Origin of the sequence: Streptococcus sciuri, assembly GCF_024814375.1 — a bacterium.
Taxonomy (GTDB): Bacteria; Bacillota; Bacilli; order Lactobacillales; family Streptococcaceae; genus Streptococcus; species Streptococcus sciuri.
Genome location: NZ_JANUXX010000006.1, coordinates 47,557 through 69,847, shown reverse-complemented (window position 1 = coordinate 69,847; position 22,291 = coordinate 47,557). Strand labels below are relative to the sequence as shown.

Genomic DNA, 22,291 nt, shown 5'->3' with positions numbered 1-22,291 from the left:
GAGATATCATGAAAGGTAAAGAATTACGTCGTAGTATGGGAGTATTCTCAATCGGTGCTGTCATGAAGTTGACGGATTTATCTGCTAGACAGATTCGTTACTATGAGGATCAAGGGTTGATTTCACCTGAGAGAACATCAGGAAATCGTCGCATGTTCTCATTAAATGACATGGATCGCTTGTTAGAAATTAAGGACTTTCTTGATGAGGGTCTTAATATTGCCGCTATCAAGCGGGAGTATGCAGATCGCAAAGATCGTAGTTTACAAAAACAACAAGCTCTAACAGACGAAGACGTAAGACGTATTTTACGTGATGAACTTCAAAATCAAGGTCGCTTTGCGACTCTTTCACAAACCATTGGTAACGGTCGCTTTTAGGCGCTAATGCAGTAAATCTAAGGAGACAAAATGACAATCACAGCAGCAGACATTCGTCGTGAAGTAAAAGAAAAAAATGTAACATTTTTACGTTTGATGTTTTCAGATATTGCAGGAACACTAAAAAATGTTGAAATTCCGGCAACACAAGAACAGCTAGATAAGGTATTATCAAATAAAGCAATGTTTGACGGTTCTTCAATCGAAGGGTTCGTTCGTATCAATGAATCTGACATGTATCTTTACCCAGACTTGGACACATGGACTGTTTTTCCTTGGGGAGGAGAGAATGGTGCTGTAGCAGGTTTGATTTGTGATATTTACACAGCAGAAGGTGAACCGTTTGCAGGAGATCCACGTGGTAATCTTAAACGTGCCCTTAAACATATGGAAGAAGTTGGTTTCAAATCTTTTAACCTTGGTCCAGAACCGGAGTTTTTCCTTTTTAAACTTGATGAAAAAGGTGATCCAACGTTGGAGGTCAATGATAGAGGCGGTTATTTTGATTTAGCACCAACTGACCTTGCAGACAATACTCGTCGTGAAATTGTCAATGTATTGACAGAAATGGGGTTTGAAGTGGAAGCAAGTCACCATGAAGTAGCGGTAGGTCAACATGAGATTGACTTTAAGTATGCTGATGTTTTGAGGGCATGTGACAATATCCAAATCTTTAAGCTTGTTGTTAAGACAATTGCTCGTAAGCATGGTCTATACGCAACTTTCATGGCGAAACCAAAATTTGGTATCAATGGTTCAGGTATGCACTGCAATATGTCTTTGTTTGACCAAGAAGGAAATAATGCTTTTTACGATCCTAAAGATCCTCGCGGTATGCAATTGTCAGAGACTGCGTATGCTTTCTTAGGTGGTTTGATGGCGCATGCTTATAGCTTTACAGCTATTATGAATCCAACGGTTAATTCTTACAAGCGTTTGGTTCCTGGCTATGAAGCGCCTGTTTATATTGCTTGGGCAGGTCGCAACCGTTCTCCACTGATTCGCGTGCCTGCTTCTCGTGGAATGGGAACACGACTTGAGCTACGTTCAGTTGACCCAACAGCAAACCCTTACTTGGCACTTGCTGTTTTACTTGAGTCCGGTTTAGACGGTATTAAGAATAATATTGAAGCACCAGCTCCAGTTGAATCTAATATCTATGTGATGTCTCCTGCTGAGCGTAAAGCGGCTGGAGTTGTAGATTTACCCTCAACGCTACATAATGCTCTTAAAGCTCTTGAGGAAGATGAAGTAGTGAAAGCTGCGCTTGGTAATCATATTACAACTAATTTTTTGGAAGCGAAGCGTATTGAGTGGTCTAGCTATGCTGCCTTTGTCTCACAATGGGAAATTGACAATTATTTAGACTTATATTAAAAAAAGATTGGAATGAATTTTCCAATCTTTTTTTGTTATATTTTCTAACAAAATCCTTTACAAAAAAACGCTTTCATGATATAATAAATTTACTAAAAAAAGAGGGGTGATTCCAATGTTTTCTGTTGGTTTTTAGATGTTATTGGTCTATCCACGAAAGCCTTGGCAGTCTCTGTAGCTGGTGGAACATGGAATTATGGTGTAGGTTGGAATGGAACATTTGGTTTTTCAGATTATCACCATCCTAGCCGCTCCCATACGGCAAGTGTCCGTAACGGTAGATCAGGTTATACCAATAGTCAACGTGCAGCAGCTGGTAATTGGGCAAAATCAACACTTCGAAAAATACCTCCAACAGGATTGGAATATTTCTACGGATTTTAAAAATAAACAATAGATAGGTAAAAAGCAGGGTCACCTCCGTTAACACAAGAATTTAGAAGTGATGTGTTGATAACGAGGTGATTTTTTAGAACAACCTAAGGAGGGGAGAGATGAAGAAAGCATTACTTCTCATTTTGGCAACCATTATGATTTGCCTTGGTTTTTTGCTCACTCATTTTTTCAAAATAAAAGAGATGGTACGTGTTAATAATATCGAATCATCATTCTATACCACTTCTTTTTATATCAGAGAAAGTAGTCAATCACCAAAGGAACTGCTATCCTTGTTTGAGCAGTTAAGTAAACAATATCATGTCTCTATTGTGAAGACAGACTTTCAAGATAACGACGTGGTAAAGTCAGGTGTTTTCGATGAAGAAACGTTTCCAGTATCCAATCTTGGTTTAAATCACCTTAGTTTTAAAAACAATCCTGACGGCATCTACACGAATGTATCCCAAAAAGATCGTCTTGGTTCTGTTTCTGTTTTTTTAAATGCAAAGACAGTTCGCATTCAGCAATTGTCCACTTATCTCAAAAATCATGCCAACTCTATCAATGGAAGTTACACCATAACTTCAACCTTACCATATTCTAAAGAGGCTATTTTGAACGATATTTCAGCTTTTTTAGGAGTGACTTCTAAAGAGTTGACAGAGCAAAAAATGTTTGTAGAAGTTGGGTATGTTAATAAAAACGTTATCATCACAGTTATCATTTTGATTATTTTAGTTATCATGCTATTACTCGGTATTTTCATCTATCCTCTGACGCAGATGAAGTCTATCGGTATTATGAAAACACTTGGTTATAGCAATCTTGCTATTTTTATTGATTATCTTAAGCCCCAAATATTAACACTCATTCTAACTAGTTTTATAATGGACTTTTGCTGTAGCTTTCTAAAAGCGAAACCACAGTATTATCTGATGAGCTTGGTATGGAGTCAGTGTCTTGTATTTCTATTATTTTCCTTGCTGAGCTTACTTGTCTTTTCCCTTATCCAAACAATTACTATTTCAGCTATGTTGCGTGGTTTTAATAACTATAAGGCTGGAGAATACATTGGTTATACGGTTAAGCTGTTTATGATTGGTGTTGTGGCTGTGGTTAGTTTGATAGCCATTCCTAACTTAAAAGACTTGGCGTCAGCACGAGCTAATTATACACTTTGGCATAAATATGCTTCTCACCTTGTCACGATAGAAGCTTATAAGTTAGATGATCAACTGAATAATGCTATGGTTAGTAATACCCCTTCTTTTTATCAGTATTTTGCAAAGGTTTATACGACCTTAGAAAAAGAGATTGGAGCTTACTATATTCGCTACGATACACTATCTCCCTCAAAGCTCCCTATTATGTCTGTGAATCATCATTATTTACAATCCATTGATTTACCTGTAGAGGATGACAACACAGATGTGAGACTTTTCCTAGTGCCAGAAAGATTAAGATCTCAAGAAAAGGGTTTAAAAGAACAACTCAGTCAGTATGCTATTTCTCTATTGCCTTATGAACAACAAGAAAAAGTAAGTGTACCTATCAAGATAAACTATTATTCACAGAAAAAAACAGTGTTTTCCTTTAGTGATGTATCGAATCAACAAGTAACGAATCCGATTTTCTTATTAGTCACTGACCATCTGGCGTATGAAGAGTCTGCCTATTTAGCGACAACAGGTCTTAATAGTCCTATCAAGTTTAAAAATACAAATCAAAATCTTGCTGAGGCAGAAAGTGTAGCGTCTTTGGGTCATAATGGGACTGATGTGAAGTGGTCTTCTTTGTCAAGTATTGCCCAAACAAATGTTTCATCATTAGAAGATGGTTTGAAAAATCTTTTAGGTTTGGCTGGTATTTTTGTTGTTTTAAATCTGGCTGTATCTTATTTTCTAGCAACTATACTTTTGCGCTGTAAGCACCAGTATCTCAATACAACACGCTTATTAGGGTGGAGACTGTATGATAGGTTTAAATTGTTATTCTCGCTACTTTTGGTGAGCTATTGTATCCCTCTTTGTATCTTAGTATTTTTGACACCAAGCCTTATCGTTGTAGCGTTATTTGGATTATACAGTATTTTTGATTTATCAGTTCTGATGTTGTTAATCAGTCGAAGCGAGAAAAAATTGCTAGCGGATAATCTAAAGAGAGGTGAAGTATGATAACAATTGAACATTTAACAAAACGTTATGGCACTAAAATAGTTATTGATGATTTATCTTGTACGATTACATCTGGAGAAATGTTAGCTATTGTTGGTCCCAGTGGTTGTGGTAAAACAAGTTTGCTCAATATTTTAGGGCTAATAGACAGCGACTATGAAGGAATTTATACTTTCAATCAGATGGCAAATATCAAAGCTAATACGATGCGTGCCCAAAAAATAATACGTCATGATATAAGTTATCTTTTTCAAAATTTTGCTTTGCTAGATAATGCGACTGTCAAGAAAAATTTGGAGCTAGCTCTCAAGTATGAAAGGTTATCTCAAAGTCAAAAACAAGAGAAAATTGCTCAAGCACTTGATAAAGTTGGGCTACCTAATCGTGAAAAAGATCTGGTAGCGACTTTATCTGGAGGTGAGCAACAGAGGGTCGCCGTAGCGCGCGCTATGATTAAACCGAGTCAGTTGATTTTAGCGGATGAGCCGACTGGCTCTTTAGATGATGGTAATAAACAATTGATCATGTCATTGTTGAAGAATTTACAGCAGCAAGGAAAAACAGTTATACTTGTCACTCATGACTTAGAGATTGCCCATGCGTGCGATAGAATACTGTATTTAGAATCAAAAAAATAGCAAGTTGCTACCTGCTATTTTTTCTTTCTTGTTTTTTGATGTGGTTTATCTGGTGTCAGTACCATTGGAATAATAATAGGTTCGCGCTCTGTACGCTCATAAAGGAAAGGACGAAGAGCATTGACAATGGCACCGTTGACCGATTGGATACTTGCTTCTTTGTTTTTTAGGGCAATCCGAATGGCATTAAAGAGGATACGCTGACTTTCCCGAATGAGGTTACCAGATTCACGCATGTAGATAAAACCACGACTAAGAATGTCAGGTCCCGCCAAGATCATTTTGGACCTAAAGTCGACAGTCGCCACTGCTAAGACAACACCGTCTTCTGAAAGATCACGGCGATCGCGAAGGACTGCGGCACCAATATCACCAATACCATTACCATCGACGTAAATATCTTGGGCGTTGAAATGTCCAGCACGACGTGCGCTATTTTTGGTGAGAGCTAAGACATCCCCATTTTCCATGATAAAGATGTTGTCTTTTGGAACCCCGACATCTTGTGCTAGACTGGCATGAATCTTCTGCATACGGTACTCACCGTGAACTGGCATGAAATATTTTGGCTTGATCAAGCGAAGCATGAGTTTTTGCTCTTGTTGACCACCGTGTCCAGAGGTATGAATATTGTTAATCTTGCCATGGATAACCTCAACTCCAGCTTCTTGGATAGTGTTGATGAGTTTATTGACACTTGTAGTGTTTCCTGGGATAGGGCTAGATGAGAAGATGACGGTATCACCTGGTTGTAAGGAAACTTGGCGGTGCATGCCATTTGCAATTCGAGCAAGAGCTGCCATTGGCTCACCTTGACTACCCGTACACATAATCATGACTTCGCTTGCATGGTAGTTTTTAAGCTCGCTTGGTTCGATAAAAGTTCCCTTTGGTACTTTTATGTAACCTAGTTCAATTCCGTTGACAATTGCCTTTTCCATCGAACGCCCAAAAACAGCTATCTTACGTCCCGTTTTGACAGCAGCATCAGCCGCTTGTTGTAGACGAAAGATATTTGACGCAAAAGAAGCAAAGATGATACGTCCGTGTATGCCATCAATGATTTTCATAATAGATTGTCCAACAACTTTTTCTGAATTGGTAAAGGTTGGAATTTCAGCGTTTGTAGAGTCTGATAAGAGGCAGAGTACACCTTCCTCGCCAAGAGCCGCCATTTTATGAAGGTCAGCTGGTTCTCCAACGGGTGTAAAATCAAATTTGAAATCACCTGTACAGACAATTTTTCCTTGAGGGGTATCAATGACAATTCCTAAAGGTTCTGGAATGGAGTGTGTTGTCCTGAAGAAAGTAACGCTTAAGTTTTTAAAGGTTAGCTCAGTACTAGCGTTGATTTCGTAGAGTTTAGCATCACGTAGTAGACCATGTTCCTCTAGTTTACCACGGATAAGTGCCAATGCTAGTGGTCCAGCATAGACAGGGATATTGGCTTGTTTGAGAAGAAATGGAATACCACCAATGTGGTCTTCGTGACCGTGTGTAATCACAAGTGCTTTGACACGGTCTTGATTTTCAACGATATATGAGTAGTCAGGGATGACGTAGTCAATCCCAAGTAGGTCATCCTCTGGAAATTTGATACCAGCATCAACGATAATAATCTCGTCTTGATATTCTATTCCATAGGTATTTTTACCGATTTCACCCAAGCCACCGATAGCGTATACTCCAACCTCCTCTGGTTTTAAATGTATTTGTGACATATTAGAACTCCGTTATTTGAAAAACGTCGGTTTCTTTTTCGTATGCTAAATGTTTGTCAGACAATAATTCGATAAACTCAACGTTATAAGATGTGTTTTCTTCGATACGTTTGCGAGCAATGATGCGTCCTTCAAGTTCGTTTGTAGCATCAATATCCAAGTAAAGGACTTTAGTTTGCTCACGACGTGGGCTACGGTCTTTTGATTCTTGATAAAAAACTTTGTAAATCATGTCAATCCTTTCTAATAGCAAAACGGTTAATCATTCTACTATAAATCTATCAAGTCCCAAAAGAGACTTGATAGTATCTATAAAAATGAGAAATGGAGTAGTTGATTTCACCTTGATTCGTTGCAATTATCTCAATTATATCATAAAATAATAGAGACAATCAAGTATAAGGAAAGTAAATCATGAAAGTTTTATCGTTTGATACTTCTAGTAAAGCCTTGTCTGTTGCTGTTTTGGATGGGGAGTCAGTACTGGCAGAGACAACTATAAATATCACAAAGAATCATAGCGTTAGCCTAATGCCGGTTATTGATTTTTTAATGGAGTCTGTAGGGTTGTTGCCACAAGATTTAGATCGTATTGTTGTAGCAGAAGGTCCAGGGTCTTATACAGGCTTGCGCGTGGCTGTTGCAACTGCTAAAACGTTGGCCTATACTTTAGGCATTGAATTGGTTGGTATATCTAGTTTATATTCACTCACAGACTGTGGTAAATCTGGTGACTTGCTCGTTCCAATTATAGATGCTAGACGTCAACATGTCTATGTCGGTTTTTACCGTGATGGAAAAGCAATAAAAGCGGATACTTATATGGCATTTAGTGATGTTTTATCAAGTCTAAAAGATGAGAAACATATCCATTTTGTAGGAGAGGTAGATTCTTTTTTGAAACAAATAAAGACCGTTTTTCCTACAGCACGGATAACAGCAACGCTACCTTCAGCAACTTTAATTGGACGATTTGGTGCGCAACTTTTGCCAGTTGATGTGGAGGCTTTTGTTCCTAAGTACCTCAAACGTGTCGAAGCTGAGGAAAATTGGCTTAAAAATCATAATGAACCAGAAAATAAAACTTATGTCAAGCGTGTTTGAAATAGAAACGGCCAAAGCTGTTTTTGAGGTATTGACAGAGGTCTATGGGACATCACCGTGGACTTATGAACAGGTTCTTTTGGATATCACTAATCCCAACACAGATTACTTTTTTGTGTATGATGCTAAGGAAATAGTCGGTTTTTTATCCCTGCAACAGTTGGTAGGCGAGTGTGAGTTGACTAATATTGCCGTCAAAAGCTCTTATCAAAAAAAGGGATATGGGAAACTTTTATTGGATAAACTAGATGACCTTGCTTCTCCTATTTTTTTAGAGGTGCGCTCTTCTAATGTAAGAGCTCAACATCTGTATCAGAAAGCGGGTTTTAAAACAATTGGTAAGCGGTATCATTATTACCATAATCCAGTAGAGGATGCTATTATTATGAAACGATAAGGAGAAAATATGAGTAAAGATTGTTATATTTTAGCTGTTGAAAGTTCTTGTGATGAAACGAGTGTTGCTGTTATTAAAAACAAGACAGAGTTATTAAGTAATATCATCGCTAGTCAAATCGAGAGTCATAAGCGTTTTGGTGGAGTAGTGCCTGAGGTGGCTAGTCGTCATCATGTTGAGGTTATTACGGCTTGTTTCCAAGATGCCTTATCAGAAGCAAAGATTACAGTGAGTGACGTAGATGCGATTGCTGTGACTTATGGTCCTGGTCTTGTGGGAGCTTTGCTTGTCGGCTTAGCTGCTGCAAAAGCTTTTGCTTGGGCAAATGGCTTACCTCTCATTTCGGTTAATCACATGGCAGGACATCTTATGGCAGCAAGGACAGAAAAAGAGCTAAAATACCCATTACTTGCCCTACTCATTAGTGGAGGGCATACTGAGCTTGTTTATGTCAGAAAAGAGGGTGATTATAAGATTGTGGGTGAAACACGTGATGATGCAGTTGGAGAAGCCTATGATAAGGTTGGACGTGTCATGGGCTTAACTTATCCAGCAGGACGTGAAATAGATCAGCTTGCTCACAAAGGAAAAGATATTTATGCTTTTCCTCGTGCCATGCTTAAAGAAGATAATCTAGACTTTTCTTTTTCTGGACTCAAATCTTCTTTTATTAATCTACATCACAATGCGAATCAAAAAGGTGAATCACTTGCAAAAGAGGATTTGGCAGCCTCTTTTCAGGCAGCAGTACTTGATATTTTGATAACAAAAACTAAAAAAGCCTTGAGTATTTACCCTGTTGAAACTCTGGTAGTAGCAGGTGGTGTCGCTGCCAATCAAGGTCTAAGAGAACGTCTATCTTTAGAGATGAATGACGTTGATGTCGTTATTCCTCCGATTAGATTGTGCGGTGATAATGCTGGCATGATTGCGCTAGCAGCTGCTATTGAATATGAACAGGGACATTTTGCTCCACTTTCTCTTAATGCAAAGCCTAGCTTAGCCTTTGACTATCTAGATTAAATAATCCTTTTTTCTTTGTGCTAGAGATTTTCCCTTATTTACATATGTAAAGCTATATGCTATAATGAGTAAAATATTTTTGAGGGAGGGACAAAATGGAAGCTTTAACGTTTAGGCAAGGCAGTAAAGCTTCCTTGCCAACTGCCTTAGGTTATGTCAGTATTGGTACGGCGTGTGGTGTTGTGGGAGCTAGCTCTGGTATAAGCCCAGTTGAGATGGGTTTGATGAGTGCTTTGGTTTATGGTGGAAGTTCTCAGTTCATTATGTGTGCTTTATTGGTGGCACATGCACCTGTACTTTCTATTGTCTTGACGGTTTTTCTCGTTAATTTGCGTCATTTTCTCATGAGCTTACATGTGACGACAATTTTTGAAAAAGCATCGTTGCTAGAGGGCGTTTTTATTGGTTCTTTACTAACAGATGAGAGTTATGGCGTTTTGCTCAATACCTATGCCCATCAAAAAGAGATTACCCCCAGATGGATGTATGGTAATAATGTAACAGGGTACATCACTTGGATTTTATCTGTTTTTACTGGTACAGTTGTAGGACAGTATATTCCCAATCCTAGTCAGTTTGGCTTAGATTTTGCACTTGTGGCCATGTTTGCTGCGATTTTTGCCGCTCAGTTTGAAGCAATGGCAATCAGTGTGAGTATCAAAAAAATTATCCTTGTCTTAGGAACAATCACGTTGTCCTATTTTGTCTTGGCTATTGTTTTGTCCGAATCTCTAACCGTGCTTTTAGCAACCCTAGTCGGTTGTTTTGTGGGGGTATGTCATCATGAGCGTGTCTAGCGATGTATTATTTGTTATTATATTGGCTGCAGTCGTTACTTGGATTCCGAGAGTTGCTCCATTTATTTTGACTAAGTATCAAAAACTGCCTATTAGTGTTGTTCATTTTCTTGATTATCTGCCCATTTCTATTATTTTTGCTCTGCTTCTTTCTAGCATCATGACAGAACATACCGGATACTTGCCACAGTTAGATATGACAGCTTTTTTAGCTCTAATACCGACTTTATGGGTAGCTATCCGCTATAAAAATATTCTCTTATCCGTCCTCGCTGGTGTCTTTATTGTAGCTTTTTTACGGTTAATAAGTTAGTTTTACAAAGAGAACTAAACTGCACCCCAAAAGTTGGATTTTTTTCGTGTCCAACTTTTGAGGTGCAGTTTAAACGTGATACACTAAAAAATGGTTTATAAAGTAAAAAAAGCTAGGAAACTAGCTTTTTTCAGTAGTGTATAGTCCCAGCTACCCAGCCTGTACAAAGAGCAGATGTGATGTTAAAGCCCCCTGTATGAGCATTGATATCTAGCACTTCGCCAGCAAAGTAGAGTCCTTTGACTTTCTTACTCTCTAGCGTTTTAGGATTAATTTCTTTGAGATCGATACCACCTTTAGTGACAAAGGATTTTGCCAGTGACATTTTTCCAGTCACTGTGATAGGGAGTGCTTTTATCCGTTTGATCAGTTGTATTATCTGTTTTTGATGACATTGCTTGATTTTTTGTGGAAATGGCTGCGCAATAAAGTTTGCCAAGCGCTCTGGTATGAGCATTTTGAGGACATTTTTGATAGCTTTATCACGATTGTCGTTTAAAAGAGTAAGCAGTTCCTCTTCAGATAATTTAGGCAAAATATCAAGCAAAATGGTTTCACCACCACTAATAAAGCTTGACATTCTCAAAGCAGAAGGTCCAGATAAGCCAAAATGCGTAAAGAGCAAATCGTGTGTGATATGGTGTTTTTGATAGCTCAAACAAACACTATTAAGAGAGATTCCTTGTAGTTCTTTGTGCGGAAAATCTGTTAGTAATGGACTTTCAGCTGCTTCTAATTCTGTAAGATTGAGATTGAAATGCCTGGCAATCTCATAGCCAAAGCCTGTTGATCCTGTGGAAGGATAGGATTTACCACCTGTCGTAACGATGAGCTTTTTACAGTGAAATGTGTCTGTTTTCGATTTGACGTGGAAAAGATTGTCGATTTTCTTGATAGAAACGACTTCAGTATTGGTTAAAATGGTGCCACCGAGTTCATTGATTTTATAGGCAAGAGCATCAATAATCGTTTTTGATTTATCCGTTTTGGGGAAAACACGTCCATGATCCTCAACTTTTAAGGCAACACCATTTTCTTCAAAAAATCGGATAATGTCGTGGTTGTCAAATTGTGAAAAAACGCTATAAAGAAAGCGTCCATTACCAGGAATGCCTGTTATCACTTCTTCTAGAGTCCCACTATTTGTAACATTGCAACGTCCACCGCCTGTAGCAGCTAATTTTTTCCCTAAACGTTTATTTTTCTCGATGAGAAGTGTTTTTTGTCCGTAAAAAGAAGAGGAAATGGCTGCCATCATACCAGCAGGTCCACCGCCAATGATAATCGTATCAAAATAAGTCATAATTTCATCATAGCATAAAGCTTAGAAATTTTGTAGTACTACTACTTTGTATTAGATGTCATTGACAGAAGGGATGTAATGTGATACTATTTTTAAAAACGATATCATAAAAAGAGGAACACTATGTCAATAGAAAAGACAGTTAGCGAAATTGCTGAAATCGTAGGTGTTAGTCGTCAAGCGGTTAATAATCGTGTCAAGTCATTTCCAGATGAGTTTGTTTCTAAAAATGAAAAAGGTGTGACCGTTGTCAATCGTGAAGGATTGGAAAAACTAGAAGAAATCTATAAAAAGACAATTTTTGAAGATGATCCCATTGATGAAGAAACGCAAAAACGTGAGTTATTAGAAATTCTTGTTGATGAAAAAAATACAGAGATTACACGTCTCTACGAGCAGCTAAAAGCGAAGGACACTCAGCTTAGTGCAAAGGATGAGCAGTTGCATATCAAGGATGTGCAAATTGCAGAAAAAGATAAACAACTTGATCAACAACAACAACTGACACTTGCTGCGATGGAAGACACGAAACGTCTGCAATTAGAGCTGGATGAGGCAAAGGCTGAAGTCGAAGAAATTCAAACGAAGTCAGAAGAAAAAATTCAAGAAGAAGTAGCTCCAAAGGGATTTCTAGCGCGTCTTTTTGGTGGAAAATAACAATTTAAAATGTATCAGAAGCTGGGACAAAAGTTCTAGCTTTATTATATAAACTTATTTTTAGGAGGTATCATGGAGAAATTAGCAGAGTACATCGCATTTGATTTGGAATTTAATACAGTTGCTGAGAAAAGTCATATTATTCAAGTTTCAGCAGTAAAATTCAAAGAGGGTCACGAGGTTGATAGTTTTGACACCTATGTTTACACAGATGTTCCACTGCAGTCATTTATTAATGGCTTGACGGGTATTACGTTAGAAAAAATTGCTAATGCTCCCAAGCTTGATAAAGTACTAGCTGACTTTAAAACATTCGTTGGAGAGACTGCTTTGGTTGGTTATAATGCGTTAAAATCAGACTTGCCTTTGCTTGCTGAAAATGAATTAGACTTGACAGAGCTTTACAAGGTTGATTTATATGATGAGGCTTTTGAACGTCGTAGCACAGACTTAAATGGAATTACTAATCTCAAATTGACAAGTGTTGCTGAATTTTTAGGTATTTCAGGACATGGGCATAATTCGCTTGAAGATGCTCGCATGACGGCACTTGTTTATGAAAAGTTCATGGAATTTGATGAAAATAAATCTTATTTGAATCAGCAAGAAGAAGAGCATGGTGACAATCCTTTTGCAGCTTTAGGTGGCTTTTTTAGCTAAAAGCTCTGCTATTTTTCAAAAAATAAAAAATCATCTAGGGTAACCTCTTGCTTGTGACGTTGGGGCATGTCCTATAATAAGGGCAGAAAGGAGGTGAAAGGAATGTCTCACTCTTATACAACTGGTGATTTGGCGAAGTTGGCAGGTGTTTCAGTTCGCACGGTTCAATATTATGATAAACGTGGTATTTTGTCGCCATCTGATTTGACAGAAGGTGGACGGCGAATCTATGTGGATAGTGATTTGGAACAGTTGCGCATGATTTGTTTTTTACGGGGACTTGATTTTTCAATTGAAGAGATAAAACGGCTGTTTGCTGAGGAAAATGCAAGGCAAGTTTTAGAGTTATTGCTTGCCTTGCATATCAAGGAAACAAAGCGTGAGCTTGCTGAGAAGAAAGCCAAACTTGACATTGCTGTCAACTTGCTTGACAGGGTGAAAAATCAAACGGATCAGTCGCTAGAATTTTTATCAGACATTTCTCTTACCATGAAAAATCAATTAGCTTGGCGTCGTTTGCAAAAACAGATGTGGCTTAGTAATCTAGTAACGATTCTTCTTTTTGTTCTTTGTGTTGCTTGGCTTGAAGAACGTCCACAATCTGTTGTTTGGCAAGGTGTTGGTATCGGTATTGGTTTGGTGTATGTTGGCATATTATTAACATTGTCTTATCATTTTTCACGTAAAATAGCTTACATCTGTCCCAATTGCCACCAACTTTTCCAACCAACGTATAGGGAATTCGCATTTGCTCGTCATACTCCTAAAACGCGAAAATTAACTTGCCCACATTGTCATGAAAAATCTTATTGTTTAGAAACAGCAAAAGAAGCTTAAAAAGCTCGAACCTTTTAAGGTTCGAGCTTTTTAATGATGTCATTAAAATGGTAATTTACCTGCAAATGCTCCCATGGTTTTTTTAGTAGCCTCATCGATTTGTGTGAGTGCGTCATTGATGGCTTGTGTTGTCATGTCTGATAAGGTTTCTAGGTCATCTGGGTCAACGACAGCTTCTTTGTAGTCGATAGAGACGAGTTTTTTATCACCAGTAAAGGTGGCAACGACAAGATCTTGAGCAGATTTACCGACAAAAGTAGTAGCTGCGAGTTCAGCTTGGCTTTTTTCCATCTGCTTTTGCATTTTTTGCGCTTGTTTCATAAGATTTTGCATGTTCATCATAATGTTTTATCGTTTCCTTTCGTATCAAAGCTTTAGCCTTGTTAGTATTGAAATGGTGATCAATTGTGATCGCTTTTTTAGAAGTTCTTGTGACTTCCTTTGTTGTGATGGGAAAAGTAGCGAGTAAATAGGGATGGTTGTACTGATGTGGGAATTGGAAATAATGGGATTTCTGTGTATCAATAGTCCCTCTCTTATCATGTAGACGGACATTTTGAAGTACATCTCAAATTATACCATTTTTCTAAACTAACTGAAAGTCAAGAATGTCTTCAGTCGTTTTGAGAGTTCCTGTTGATATTTAGGTTATTTTTCTTTAATGTATTATTCTTATGTAGTTATTCGTGCTATAATAGAATAGCTAATAAAATACTTGACAAGGAGATTTGAAACTTGATATCATCAGTCATCAGTCATCAGTAAGGTAGTTCTCTACCTCTTTTCTGCTTACACGAAAACACTCTCTTTTTCAGAAAAAGGGGGTGTTTTGTAATGTCTAAGGATTTTATTGAACGCCCACGAAAGAATGAGAAAGATGGGGCAATTGCCTATGTGCAGGAACTTTTGAAACAGGCACGTGAAGATAGACGAAACGAGGATGTTGATAAGCTAGAAAATCTTGTCCGTCTGCTCAATACCAAGAAGTATGGTCTGGTGTGGGAAGAGCATGCGGAACTGGTCGAGGAAGAAATGAAGACCAAGATTCCTGTCTTCGTTGAGGACGAGACCAAGAAAATCGTGGGGAATCCTGAATCGGAGGATTATAACTTCCTGTTAGAGGGAGATAATCTGCATAGTTTGCATCTTTTAAAGAAAACTCATGTTGGAGCAATTGATGTCATTTATATTGACCCACCATATAATAGGGGGAAGACAGATTTTAAATATAATGATTTATTTGTAGATAAATTAGATTCATTTAGACATAGTAAATGGTTATCATTTATGTCTTCTCGGTTAAGGTTGGCACATGATTTGCTAAAAAAAGATGGCTTGATTTTTGTTTCAATTGATGATTATGAATTTTCTCAACTTAAATTATTGATAGATTCTATTTTTGGTGAAGAAAATTTTGTAAATACTTTTGTTTGGAAGAGAAACTCTAGCGGTAAAACTGAAAAAGATAAATTTACAGTTAATACTGAGTATGTACTTCTTTATTCAAAAACTAGAGATTTTACGTTAAATCCTGCTTATAAACCATTATCTGAAGCAACAATGAAATCATACAATAAGGATGACAAAGATGGGAGAGGAAGATATGCAAGTGTTAGCTTGCAAAAACCTAGAGACCCAGGTCCTGAGACTTCATACGATTACGTAGACAATTCTGGAAAAATTTGGAAGTGTCCTGCTAAAGGTTGGAGAATGACATATGATAAGGTTAAAGCCTTAGAAAATGATAATCGACTAATTACATCAGGTAAAACATTACGTGTGAAAGATTATTGGAGTGAACGTCCATCTGAGGGGAAAAGAATTGATACCTTATGGTCAGATTTGCCAGAAAATACTACAGGGAGTAAAGAGCTGGATAACGCATTAAGGGAGAAAGGTAAATTCGACAATCCTAAACCAACAAAACTGATTGAAAGATGTTTGCAAATTAGTAAAAAGGAAGCAGTTGTACTAGATTTCTTCGCTGGCTCTGGTACAACAGGTCACGCAGTTGCCCAGCTAAATAAGGAAGATGGAGGAAGCCGAAAATTTATTCTTTGTACCAATAATGAAAATAACATTTGTGAAGAAGTGACTTACAAGCGTCTATCCAATATTCAAAAGGAGATTCCACATAATCTCAAATACTTCAAAACAGATTTCGTAGTTAAGGAAGAATTTCCTGATGTCACCCTTGAGTATGAATTACTCAACTATGTCACTTCCCTTGTTGAGTTGGAGTTTGGTGTTGATATTTCAAATCCCAAAGTACAGGTTATCTTGTCAGAAGACCAGTTGGATGCGATGGAAGAGACAGATTTCATTGAAAATTCTACCCTCTTCATCCATCCTGAGATTTTCTTTGACGTCAAGCAAGAACGCATTCTACGCGAGAAAAACATCACAAAACAGGAGATTCCACATTACTACTTCGGAAAGGATATTTGGTCATGATTGAATTAAAACAATTCCAACAAAAACTGGTTGATAAACTCTTAAAATTTACAGCACCTGAATATGCTGTTGCTGAAATGGTTATTAAGTCGCCAACGGGTTCAGGTAAAAGCATTACTCTCCTTGACTGGGTTAACACCTATATTTCAAGTACATATGATAATGTTGCTTTTGTTTGGTTTACACCTGGATCGGGGGAATTAGAGGAGCAGAGTCAGGACAAAGCAAAGCATTTTTCATCTATCAAGGCTCAGTCGGTGGATGATGCATTAAATCAAGGTTTTGATAAGGGTAGTGTTACCTTTATCAACTATGAATCGGTAGTAGGTAGAAATAAAAAAGCCATGCTGACGGACAGTGAACGTGATAATCTTGAAGATAAGGTTACAAAAGCTTTTGAAGCAGACCGTCATTTTATCCTTATCATCGACGAAGCGCACCGTAACGATACCAAAAATGCAAGAGATATTATCGCACGTTTTAATGCTTCTAAGACGGTTCGAGTTTCTGCTACCATTGAAGACCCCAATATGCCTGACAAGGTAGAGTTTTATGAAGTGATGGAAGAAGAAGTTATTGCATCAGGTTTAATTACAAAATCAGTAGTCGTCAACGAAGGACTTGAAAACTATCTTGATGAGAGTCAAGATATTAGTATTAGTGAAGAGTTTGAATTGCTCTTTGAAAGTGCTGAGCAGAAGCGAAAAGAGATTGTTCAGGCTTATGCTGATAATGGCGTAAGAGGAATCAATCCCTTGGTATTAGTCCAATTGCCTGACAAATCGGATTCAGATCCTGACTTAATCAATCGAATTGAAACCTATATCCAAGAAAAACTTCATAAAACCTATGAAGACGGAAAACTTGGTATTTGGTTGGCAGACCAGAAACGAAACTATCTCAATGTACAAGACCTAGATAATGAGGTTGAGTATCTCATCATTAAACAGGCGATTGCCACTGGTTGGGATGCCCCACGAGCTAAAATTCTGATTAAGATTCGTAAGAATATGGGAGAAACCTTCACCATCCAAACAATCGGTCGTATTCGTCGGATGCCTGAACCGTTCAAGGGTCACTATGATGTTGATGTATTGGATAACGCCTATCTCTATACCTTTGATAAGGATTTCCTAAATGGTGCCTTTGCTCAAAAAGGGGTAGGAGCACCAACACCTCTTCTAAATCGAAAAGATGTCGCTAAAAATTTCCATTTAATCAGTGAGCGAGTGCTTGATTTGCATGAAGGACAAAGCGAAAAAGCCCTCCGTGAAAATCTCTATCAAGGTCTGATTCGTGAGTGGAAGTTGACAGAGGATGCTGAATCGAATAAGCAAAAGCTAGAAAATCAAGGGATTCAATTTGGAAGTTCGATTGTTAACACTTATAAACAAGGTCGCTTTGATACGCTGGAGCATTCTGACCGTCTTCAAGATAGAGAAAGACGAGTAGAAGCAGACTATCGTGCTAATCGCCTTGACTTGCTTCATGCTTACCATGAACTTGACCGAGTGACGCACTTGAAAGTAAGTCAGGTAGAAGCTCTCTTGAAACGTTTCTTCATGGATGACAAACGACCAAACAAGCATAAACTCTTGAAGCTGGAAGCCAAGGAATGGACAGCCTTTATCTTGAATAACTGGCGAGCCCTTCGTCAAGTATTTAGACAGGCAGATATTCGACCAACTATTAGTATGGGGCTTGTAGTGCCTCAGGAAAATGATTTCTATATCCCGATGACAGAACGTTATTCTTATAATCAAAAGTTGGAACATACCGATGCAACAACCAATGTATATTCTGGATATACAAACAGCGTTATCAAGGGAAGTGAAGTTGAACGACTCTTTGAAGAGTACATTGAAGCTCATGAAGATGTAGTCGAGTTTGTATATAAGAACGGTGACAAGGGAAGCCAATATTTTTCAATCTTCTATCATACAGCCAACACTTCCCATCACTTCTATCCTGACTATATTGTCAAAATGAAGAATGGTGATGTCTATATCGTAGAAACCAAAGGTGGAGAAAATGCCAAGGGCGAGGATAAGAATATTGATGACTATGCGCCTTTGAAATATGAAGCCTTGAAGGCTTATCTTGAGAAATATAATCTAAAGGGTGCTTTTGTCCGTGATATTGCAGGTTCTCTCCGTTATTTGAATGAGGGCGAATGGAAAGACGATATGGCAGACTGGCATCCAATTGATGAACTGTTTGGATTTTAGGAGGGACTTGATGTCTTTTACTGCTGATATCTTAGAATGACATTAGGAAGCGAGTTTAGATGTAGATAGGTGTAAAACTTACGAGTTAGCAATGACGATAACAAACTTGTGATTGATAGAAATTCCCTATAATCTGGAAATATAAGCATTTGGTTGTAAGGGTGTATCTGTGGTAAAGAACATCTGTGCTACTTTCTTACAAATGAAAATCAATTCCTTTGAACCAACACTAGAAGATATTTTCAATTATGAGTAGGTTTCTTGAACTAGCTACTCATAAGAGTTTGGGCAAAAACTAGCTTTAGAATAGAACCACACAATGATTTCTGCCTTGAAAACAATCAAGCTGAAAGAATCATTGTGTGGTTTTTAAGCGTCTGATGTTTTTAAGGCTAGATTCTTAATCAATTTTGTTAGATTTATAGTCATGAAGAGGAAAAAACTCTCTGTTTGAATGATTTGGTTATCCTAGATTCGATGCAATTGTGGCGCTTAGTGATACCGATAGCACCTTTATTTAATAAACCTCTATCTGCTAAAGTTGAGTATGGAGATATTTTGTAACAAATGGGATTTCAATTAAAGTATGAAATAATTATATAAGACGCTTCTGTTTTTGGATAAATCTATTTGCAAGATAACCATGAAAAGATTAGCAAAAAAAGTGGTTATTGATGAAAAATTAGCTCAAATAAGGAATTGAGGAGTTGCTAAGAATACAATCCTCCATATCTGTATTCATTGGGAATTGCACCGTTATGCTTTGGAATTAGTATGAGCAAAAGAGGCAAGTTTATCAGTGCTTTCTACTACTGATAATATTAAGGAAGAGAATGCTTCTGATAGGATGAGTTAGATGGAGAGAAACGCAGAAGCGATTACAGCAAAAATCCTGATGCCCAAAGAAGTTGTCCGTTTTTCCAAGGGCTTTGTTTGTGCAACAATTGCACATGCAGATGACCACGGTGTCAATCAACTCTTTTGAACATTAAAAAGCCCTTATCAAAAAGGCTTTCTAATGTTAGTGAACTTCGATACAAAAAGCAAGCAGCAGCTGTAGAGTAATTGCCTCAGGTATTTCTTATCAGAAAGGTTGACAAAAAATAGGGTGAGTCTTTTAGTTTTTCTGAAGTCCTTCAGAAATTTTATCCAGATTCCACTTCATCATGGCATAGTAGCTATCACCCTTCTCACCTTTTTTAGCGATAGAATCGGTGAAAATCTTAGCATAGATTGGAATATTGGCATCTTTTGAGACAGTTTTCATAGGGCGGGCATCGACACTACTTTCGACAAAAAGTGATGGTACTTTTGTTTTGCGAAGTTTTTCTACAAGCTGTTTGATTTGCTCAGGTGTACCTTCTTCTTCAGTATTGATCTCCCAAATGTAGGCAGACGGTACTTGGTAGGCTTTTGAGAAGTATTTAAAGCAACCTTCGCTGGTGACAATCATCTTTTTGTCAGCAGGAATATTTTTGAATTTATCTTTTGCATCTTTGTCAAGAGTGCTTAATTTTTTAAGATAGGTTGCTAGATTTTTTTCATATGTTTTCTTATTGGTAGGGTCTTTTTCGGACAAGTGTTTTGCGATATTTTTAGCATAAATCATACCGTTTTCAAGATTGAGCCAAGCATGAGGGTCTTCTTTACCTTTTTCATTTTGTCCTTCAAGGTAAATAACGTCTACTCCGTCACTGACAGCAAAGTAGTCTTTGTTTTCTTTTTTATGTGTATTTTTAATCAATTTGGTAAACCAAGCATGACCGCCTGTTTCAAGATTAATTCCGTTGTAGAAGATAACATCTGCCTTTGATGTCTTTTTAACGTCTTCTGGTAGGGGTTCGTATTCGTGAGGGTCTTTTCCGACAGGGACAATACTGTGCAAGTCAATCTTGTCTCCTGCGATATTTTTTGTGATATCAGCAATGATAGAGTTGGTTGCGACAACCTGTAATTTGCTTGTTTTAGATGATTTTTGAATATTGGAGCAAGCTACAAGTCCGATGACCGCTAAACCTGCAAGAGCTAGGCTGAGTAATTTTTTCATAATGTTCTCCTTAAATAAAATCAAAATAGTGAGCCAGTATCTGGAGTTATTGCAAGTGTCAAACTGGCTAAGTGAAAAAGTTGAGATGTGATCAAGTAGTGATAGAAACACCCTCTAAGGTGGATAGGTTTTCATAGTTCAATCTCCTTACGATGTAAAATGGTGACTCAGAATTCCTTCTTTTGGTGCAAAGAGAAAGATGAGTAAGAAAATACTAGCAGAAGTCAAGACAATGCTAGAGCCTGCAGCGATATTAAAGCTATAGCCAATGAACAGTCCAAGAACAGAAGCAAGTGCTCCAAGCGTTGATGAAAGGAAAATCATGGATTTAAGGCTTTTTACATAGAGATAAGCAGTGGCGGCTGGTGTAATTAGCATGGCAACAATGAGAATCGTGCCGACACTTTGCATGGCGGTAACAGATACTAAAGTCAACAGTATCATCAACAAGTAGTGGTAGGCTTCAACTGGCATGCCCATCGATTTAGCAAGTAAAGGGTCAAAAGAAGTAATGAGCAATGGCTTAAAGAAGAGCCAGATGAGAAAGAGGACTAAAGCACCTACTCCGATAGTAATCCATTTGTCCACGTCCTGCACAGCAAGGATATTTCCAAAGAGAATATGGAAAAGGTCGGTTGAACTGTTGGCGACTCCGATTAAAATAACCCCTAGAGCTAGAAAGGCAGAAAAGGTAATTCCAATTGCGGTGTCGCTCTTAATACTACTATTTCCCTTGATATAGGTGATGATGACCGAGGCAAGCAGTCCAAAGGCAATCGCACCGATAAAGAAATTGATACCGAGAATAAAGGAGAGTGCTACACCGGGTAAAACAGCGTGAGAAATGGCATCTCCCATGAGGGAAAGTCCTCGGAGGATGATGAAACATCCTACTGCTCCAGCAACAATTCCAATAACAATAGCTGTAATGAGAGCATTTTGCAGAAAGTGAAAATCGTGCAATCCTTCAATAAATTCGTGAATCATTTCTCCTCCTCCATGATGATGAGTTGAGGTCCATAGGTGGCTTGAAGATGTTCTTTAGTAAAGGTAGTCTGTGTTTCTCCAAAGCCTAATACCTGACGATTCAACAGTAGAACATGGTCAAAATAGTTTTTGACCTTGGTCAAATCGTGGTGGACGATGAGAATGGTCTTGCCCTCGTCTTTGAGTTTTCGTAGGGTTGTCATGATAATTTCCTCGCTGACCGAATCAATTCCGACAAAAGGTTCATCAAGGAAGATATAGTCGGCGTCTTGTACTAGACAGCGAGCAATGAGAACTCGTTGGAACTGTCCTCCAGATAATTCGCTGATTTGACGATTGGCAAAGTCTGCCATACCGACCGTTTCAAGGGCAAGGAGTACCTTTTTCCAGTCCGTTTCTTTCAGGCGGCTAAAGAGTTTGATTTTAGGGTAGAGTCCCAAAGATACACATTCTTTAACGGTAATAGGAAAGGTGAAGTCAATAGCTGCCTTTTGTTCAACATAGGCAACCTTGCCTCTATTCTTATGAATGGCTGCTCCGTCTAAAAGGGTCTGTCCTTTGTGGTCAATAATGCCGAGCATTCCTTTGAGTAGGGTAGATTTACCTGCTCCATTTGGTCCTAAAATTCCCGTAATGGTAGGACCTGTTATATTTAAAGTGATGTCCTCCAAGGCTAGAACCTGATGATAGGACACACTGAGCTTTTTTATTTCAATCATATTGTTACCTCATGATTTTAATATACATTAATTTTAAAATTAAGTCAAGTTAATTTTTAAAATTATCATTTTTCTCCTATTCTATTGAGTAGAAAGT

At 38.0% G+C, this 22,291-nt stretch carries 23 protein-coding genes and 1 pseudogene; 16 read left to right on the top strand and 8 right to left on the bottom strand.

From position 1 onward, the window contains the following. Positions 1-8 precede the first annotated feature (8 nt). From NXS10_RS05860 to NXS10_RS05840, 5 genes are all read left to right on the top strand, one after another. On the top strand, positions 9-380 hold the full coding sequence (locus tag NXS10_RS05860; protein ID WP_259138708.1) for a MerR family transcriptional regulator: 372 nt from the start codon (positions 9-11) through the stop codon (positions 378-380). Between the two features lie 30 nt (positions 381-410). Then, a complete protein-coding gene (gene glnA / locus NXS10_RS05855; RefSeq protein ID WP_259138706.1) occupies positions 411-1,757 on the top strand; it encodes a type I glutamate--ammonia ligase in 1,347 nt (448 codons plus the stop codon). Positions 1,758-1,898: 141 nt separating this feature from the next. Next, positions 1,899-2,141, top strand: a complete 243-nt coding sequence (locus NXS10_RS05850; protein ID WP_259138848.1) for a lactococcin 972 family bacteriocin — start codon at positions 1,899-1,901, stop codon at positions 2,139-2,141. 110 nt (positions 2,142-2,251) lie between these two features. Further along, positions 2,252-4,309, top strand: coding sequence for a bacteriocin-associated integral membrane family protein (locus NXS10_RS05845; protein WP_259138704.1), 2,058 nt, complete (start codon positions 2,252-2,254; stop codon positions 4,307-4,309). Next, positions 4,306-4,947 (top strand): putative bacteriocin export ABC transporter, encoded by a 642-nt coding sequence (locus NXS10_RS05840; RefSeq protein WP_259138702.1) that lies wholly within the window; start codon positions 4,306-4,308, stop codon positions 4,945-4,947. The genes NXS10_RS05845 and NXS10_RS05840 overlap by 4 nt, the downstream gene beginning before the upstream one ends. Positions 4,948-4,961: 14 nt before the next feature. Here NXS10_RS05840 and rnjA read toward each other — a convergent pair whose 3' ends face one another. Both rnjA and NXS10_RS05830 read right to left on the bottom strand, forming a co-directional pair. Then, positions 4,962-6,668, bottom strand: a complete 1,707-nt coding sequence (gene rnjA / locus NXS10_RS05835) for a ribonuclease J1 (RefSeq protein ID WP_259138700.1) — start codon at positions 6,666-6,668, stop codon at positions 4,962-4,964. Position 6,669: 1 nt separating this feature from the next. Next, on the bottom strand, positions 6,670-6,900 hold the full coding sequence (locus NXS10_RS05830; RefSeq protein WP_259138698.1) for a DNA-dependent RNA polymerase subunit epsilon: 231 nt from the start codon (positions 6,898-6,900) through the stop codon (positions 6,670-6,672). A gap of 182 nt (positions 6,901-7,082) precedes the next feature. On the opposite strand from NXS10_RS05830, the gene tsaB reads away from it, so the two are divergent. The 5 genes from tsaB (at position 7,083) to NXS10_RS05805 (ending at position 10,302) form a co-directional block, all read left to right on the top strand. After that, entirely contained in the window at positions 7,083-7,772 is a 690-nt protein-coding gene (gene tsaB, locus NXS10_RS05825; RefSeq protein WP_259138696.1) for a tRNA (adenosine(37)-N6)-threonylcarbamoyltransferase complex dimerization subunit type 1 TsaB, read from the top strand. After that, entirely contained in the window at positions 7,756-8,169 is a 414-nt protein-coding gene (gene rimI / locus NXS10_RS05820; protein WP_259138694.1) for a ribosomal protein S18-alanine N-acetyltransferase, read from the top strand. Before tsaB ends, rimI begins: the two co-directional genes overlap by 17 nt. A gap of 9 nt (positions 8,170-8,178) precedes the next feature. Next, positions 8,179-9,192 (top strand): tRNA (adenosine(37)-N6)-threonylcarbamoyltransferase complex transferase subunit TsaD, encoded by a 1,014-nt coding sequence (gene tsaD, locus NXS10_RS05815; RefSeq protein WP_259138692.1) that lies wholly within the window; start codon positions 8,179-8,181, stop codon positions 9,190-9,192. A 95-nt stretch (positions 9,193-9,287) separates the two neighbouring features. Beyond that, positions 9,288-9,989: an AzlC family ABC transporter permease gene (locus NXS10_RS05810; RefSeq protein ID WP_259138689.1), complete on the top strand. Its 702-nt coding sequence runs from the start codon at positions 9,288-9,290 to the stop codon at positions 9,987-9,989. Beyond that, entirely contained in the window at positions 9,976-10,302 is a 327-nt protein-coding gene (locus tag NXS10_RS05805) for an AzlD domain-containing protein (RefSeq protein ID WP_259138687.1), read from the top strand. Before NXS10_RS05810 ends, NXS10_RS05805 begins: the two co-directional genes overlap by 14 nt. Positions 10,303-10,432: 130 nt before the next feature. Here the strand turns inward: NXS10_RS05805 and aao are convergent, their stop codons facing one another. Further along, positions 10,433-11,605 (bottom strand): aminoacetone oxidase, encoded by a 1,173-nt coding sequence (gene aao, locus NXS10_RS05800; RefSeq protein WP_259138685.1) that lies wholly within the window; start codon positions 11,603-11,605, stop codon positions 10,433-10,435. Between the two features lie 123 nt (positions 11,606-11,728). Between aao and NXS10_RS05795 the strand changes: the two genes are divergently transcribed. The 3 genes from NXS10_RS05795 (at position 11,729) to NXS10_RS05785 (ending at position 13,759) form a co-directional block, all read left to right on the top strand. Further along, on the top strand, positions 11,729-12,262 hold the full coding sequence (locus NXS10_RS05795) for a DUF536 domain-containing protein (RefSeq protein ID WP_259138684.1): 534 nt from the start codon (positions 11,729-11,731) through the stop codon (positions 12,260-12,262). 72 nt (positions 12,263-12,334) lie between these two features. Further along, the gene (locus NXS10_RS05790) at positions 12,335-12,922 is read left to right on the top strand and encodes a 3'-5' exonuclease (RefSeq protein ID WP_259138682.1); all 588 of its coding nucleotides are present in this window, start codon (positions 12,335-12,337) and stop codon (positions 12,920-12,922) included. Positions 12,923-13,024: 102 nt separating this feature from the next. Further along, positions 13,025-13,759 carry a MerR family transcriptional regulator gene (locus NXS10_RS05785; protein ID WP_259138680.1) on the top strand — a complete coding sequence of 245 codons (735 nt, stop codon included), beginning with the start codon at positions 13,025-13,027 and terminating at the stop codon, positions 13,757-13,759. Positions 13,760-13,801: 42 nt separating this feature from the next. Here NXS10_RS05785 and NXS10_RS05780 read toward each other — a convergent pair whose 3' ends face one another. Next, positions 13,802-14,101 carry a YbaB/EbfC family nucleoid-associated protein gene (locus NXS10_RS05780; RefSeq protein ID WP_259138679.1) on the bottom strand — a complete coding sequence of 100 codons (300 nt, stop codon included), beginning with the start codon at positions 14,099-14,101 and terminating at the stop codon, positions 13,802-13,804. Positions 14,102-14,593: 492 nt separating this feature from the next. Between NXS10_RS05780 and NXS10_RS05775 the strand changes: the two genes are divergently transcribed. Both NXS10_RS05775 and NXS10_RS05770 read left to right on the top strand, forming a co-directional pair. Next, positions 14,594-16,213: a site-specific DNA-methyltransferase gene (locus tag NXS10_RS05775; RefSeq protein ID WP_259138677.1), complete on the top strand. Its 1,620-nt coding sequence runs from the start codon at positions 14,594-14,596 to the stop codon at positions 16,211-16,213. Further along, positions 16,210-18,441 carry a DEAD/DEAH box helicase gene (locus NXS10_RS05770; RefSeq protein WP_259138675.1) on the top strand — a complete coding sequence of 744 codons (2,232 nt, stop codon included), beginning with the start codon at positions 16,210-16,212 and terminating at the stop codon, positions 18,439-18,441. The genes NXS10_RS05775 and NXS10_RS05770 overlap by 4 nt, the downstream gene beginning before the upstream one ends. Before the next feature lie 270 nt (positions 18,442-18,711). Here NXS10_RS05770 and NXS10_RS05765 read toward each other — a convergent pair. Continuing rightward, a pseudogene (locus tag NXS10_RS05765) lies at positions 18,712-18,903 on the bottom strand (IS5/IS1182 family transposase); the annotation flags it as partial. Positions 18,904-19,297: 394 nt separating this feature from the next. Here NXS10_RS05765 and NXS10_RS05760 point away from each other — a divergent pair. After that, the gene (locus NXS10_RS05760; protein WP_259138673.1) at positions 19,298-19,426 is read left to right on the top strand and encodes a hypothetical protein; all 129 of its coding nucleotides are present in this window, start codon (positions 19,298-19,300) and stop codon (positions 19,424-19,426) included. Positions 19,427-19,558: 132 nt separating this feature from the next. Here the strand turns inward: NXS10_RS05760 and NXS10_RS05755 are convergent, their stop codons facing one another. The 3 genes from NXS10_RS05755 to NXS10_RS05745 all read right to left on the bottom strand — a co-directional run bounded on the left by NXS10_RS05755 (position 19,559) and on the right by NXS10_RS05745 (position 22,194). Continuing rightward, the gene (locus tag NXS10_RS05755) at positions 19,559-20,488 is read right to left on the bottom strand and encodes a metal ABC transporter substrate-binding protein (protein WP_259138672.1); all 930 of its coding nucleotides are present in this window, start codon (positions 20,486-20,488) and stop codon (positions 19,559-19,561) included. A gap of 147 nt (positions 20,489-20,635) precedes the next feature. Then, positions 20,636-21,475: a metal ABC transporter permease gene (locus NXS10_RS05750; RefSeq protein ID WP_259138670.1), complete on the bottom strand. Its 840-nt coding sequence runs from the start codon at positions 21,473-21,475 to the stop codon at positions 20,636-20,638. Further along, complete coding sequence (locus NXS10_RS05745; RefSeq protein ID WP_259138668.1) at positions 21,472-22,194, bottom strand: metal ABC transporter ATP-binding protein; 723 nt, start codon at positions 22,192-22,194, stop codon at positions 21,472-21,474. The genes NXS10_RS05750 and NXS10_RS05745 overlap by 4 nt, the downstream gene beginning before the upstream one ends. Positions 22,195-22,291: the final 97 nt, after the last annotated feature.

Excerpts from the sequence above, each read along its gene's own strand:
- NXS10_RS05860 (WP_259138708.1), top strand. The coding sequence starts at position 9 with ATGAAAGGTAAAGAATTACGTCGTAGTATGGGAGTATTCTCAATCGGT.
- glnA (WP_259138706.1), top strand. The coding sequence starts at position 411 with ATGACAATCACAGCAGCAGACATTCGTCGTGAAGTAAAAGAAAAAAAT.
- NXS10_RS05845 (WP_259138704.1), top strand. The coding sequence starts at position 2,252 with ATGAAGAAAGCATTACTTCTCATTTTGGCAACCATTATGATTTGCCTT.
- NXS10_RS05840 (WP_259138702.1), top strand. The coding sequence starts at position 4,306 with ATGATAACAATTGAACATTTAACAAAACGTTATGGCACTAAAATAGTT.
- rnjA (WP_259138700.1), bottom strand. The coding sequence starts at position 6,668 with ATGTCACAAATACATTTAAAACCAGAGGAGGTTGGAGTATACGCTATC.
- NXS10_RS05830 (WP_259138698.1), bottom strand. The coding sequence starts at position 6,900 with ATGATTTACAAAGTTTTTTATCAAGAATCAAAAGACCGTAGCCCACGT.
- tsaB (WP_259138696.1), top strand. The coding sequence starts at position 7,083 with ATGAAAGTTTTATCGTTTGATACTTCTAGTAAAGCCTTGTCTGTTGCT.
- rimI (WP_259138694.1), top strand. The coding sequence starts at position 7,756 with ATGTCAAGCGTGTTTGAAATAGAAACGGCCAAAGCTGTTTTTGAGGTA.
- tsaD (WP_259138692.1), top strand. The coding sequence starts at position 8,179 with ATGAGTAAAGATTGTTATATTTTAGCTGTTGAAAGTTCTTGTGATGAA.
- NXS10_RS05810 (WP_259138689.1), top strand. The coding sequence starts at position 9,288 with ATGGAAGCTTTAACGTTTAGGCAAGGCAGTAAAGCTTCCTTGCCAACT.
- NXS10_RS05805 (WP_259138687.1), top strand. The coding sequence starts at position 9,976 with ATGAGCGTGTCTAGCGATGTATTATTTGTTATTATATTGGCTGCAGTC.
- aao (WP_259138685.1), bottom strand. The coding sequence starts at position 11,605 with ATGACTTATTTTGATACGATTATCATTGGCGGTGGACCTGCTGGTATG.
- NXS10_RS05795 (WP_259138684.1), top strand. The coding sequence starts at position 11,729 with ATGTCAATAGAAAAGACAGTTAGCGAAATTGCTGAAATCGTAGGTGTT.
- NXS10_RS05790 (WP_259138682.1), top strand. The coding sequence starts at position 12,335 with ATGGAGAAATTAGCAGAGTACATCGCATTTGATTTGGAATTTAATACA.
- NXS10_RS05785 (WP_259138680.1), top strand. The coding sequence starts at position 13,025 with ATGTCTCACTCTTATACAACTGGTGATTTGGCGAAGTTGGCAGGTGTT.
- NXS10_RS05780 (WP_259138679.1), bottom strand. The coding sequence starts at position 14,101 with ATGATGAACATGCAAAATCTTATGAAACAAGCGCAAAAAATGCAAAAG.
- NXS10_RS05775 (WP_259138677.1), top strand. The coding sequence starts at position 14,594 with ATGTCTAAGGATTTTATTGAACGCCCACGAAAGAATGAGAAAGATGGG.
- NXS10_RS05770 (WP_259138675.1), top strand. The coding sequence starts at position 16,210 with ATGATTGAATTAAAACAATTCCAACAAAAACTGGTTGATAAACTCTTA.
- NXS10_RS05760 (WP_259138673.1), top strand. The coding sequence starts at position 19,298 with ATGGAGAGAAACGCAGAAGCGATTACAGCAAAAATCCTGATGCCCAAA.
- NXS10_RS05755 (WP_259138672.1), bottom strand. The coding sequence starts at position 20,488 with ATGAAAAAATTACTCAGCCTAGCTCTTGCAGGTTTAGCGGTCATCGGA.
- NXS10_RS05750 (WP_259138670.1), bottom strand. The coding sequence starts at position 21,475 with ATGATTCACGAATTTATTGAAGGATTGCACGATTTTCACTTTCTGCAA.
- NXS10_RS05745 (WP_259138668.1), bottom strand. The coding sequence starts at position 22,194 with ATGATTGAAATAAAAAAGCTCAGTGTGTCCTATCATCAGGTTCTAGCC.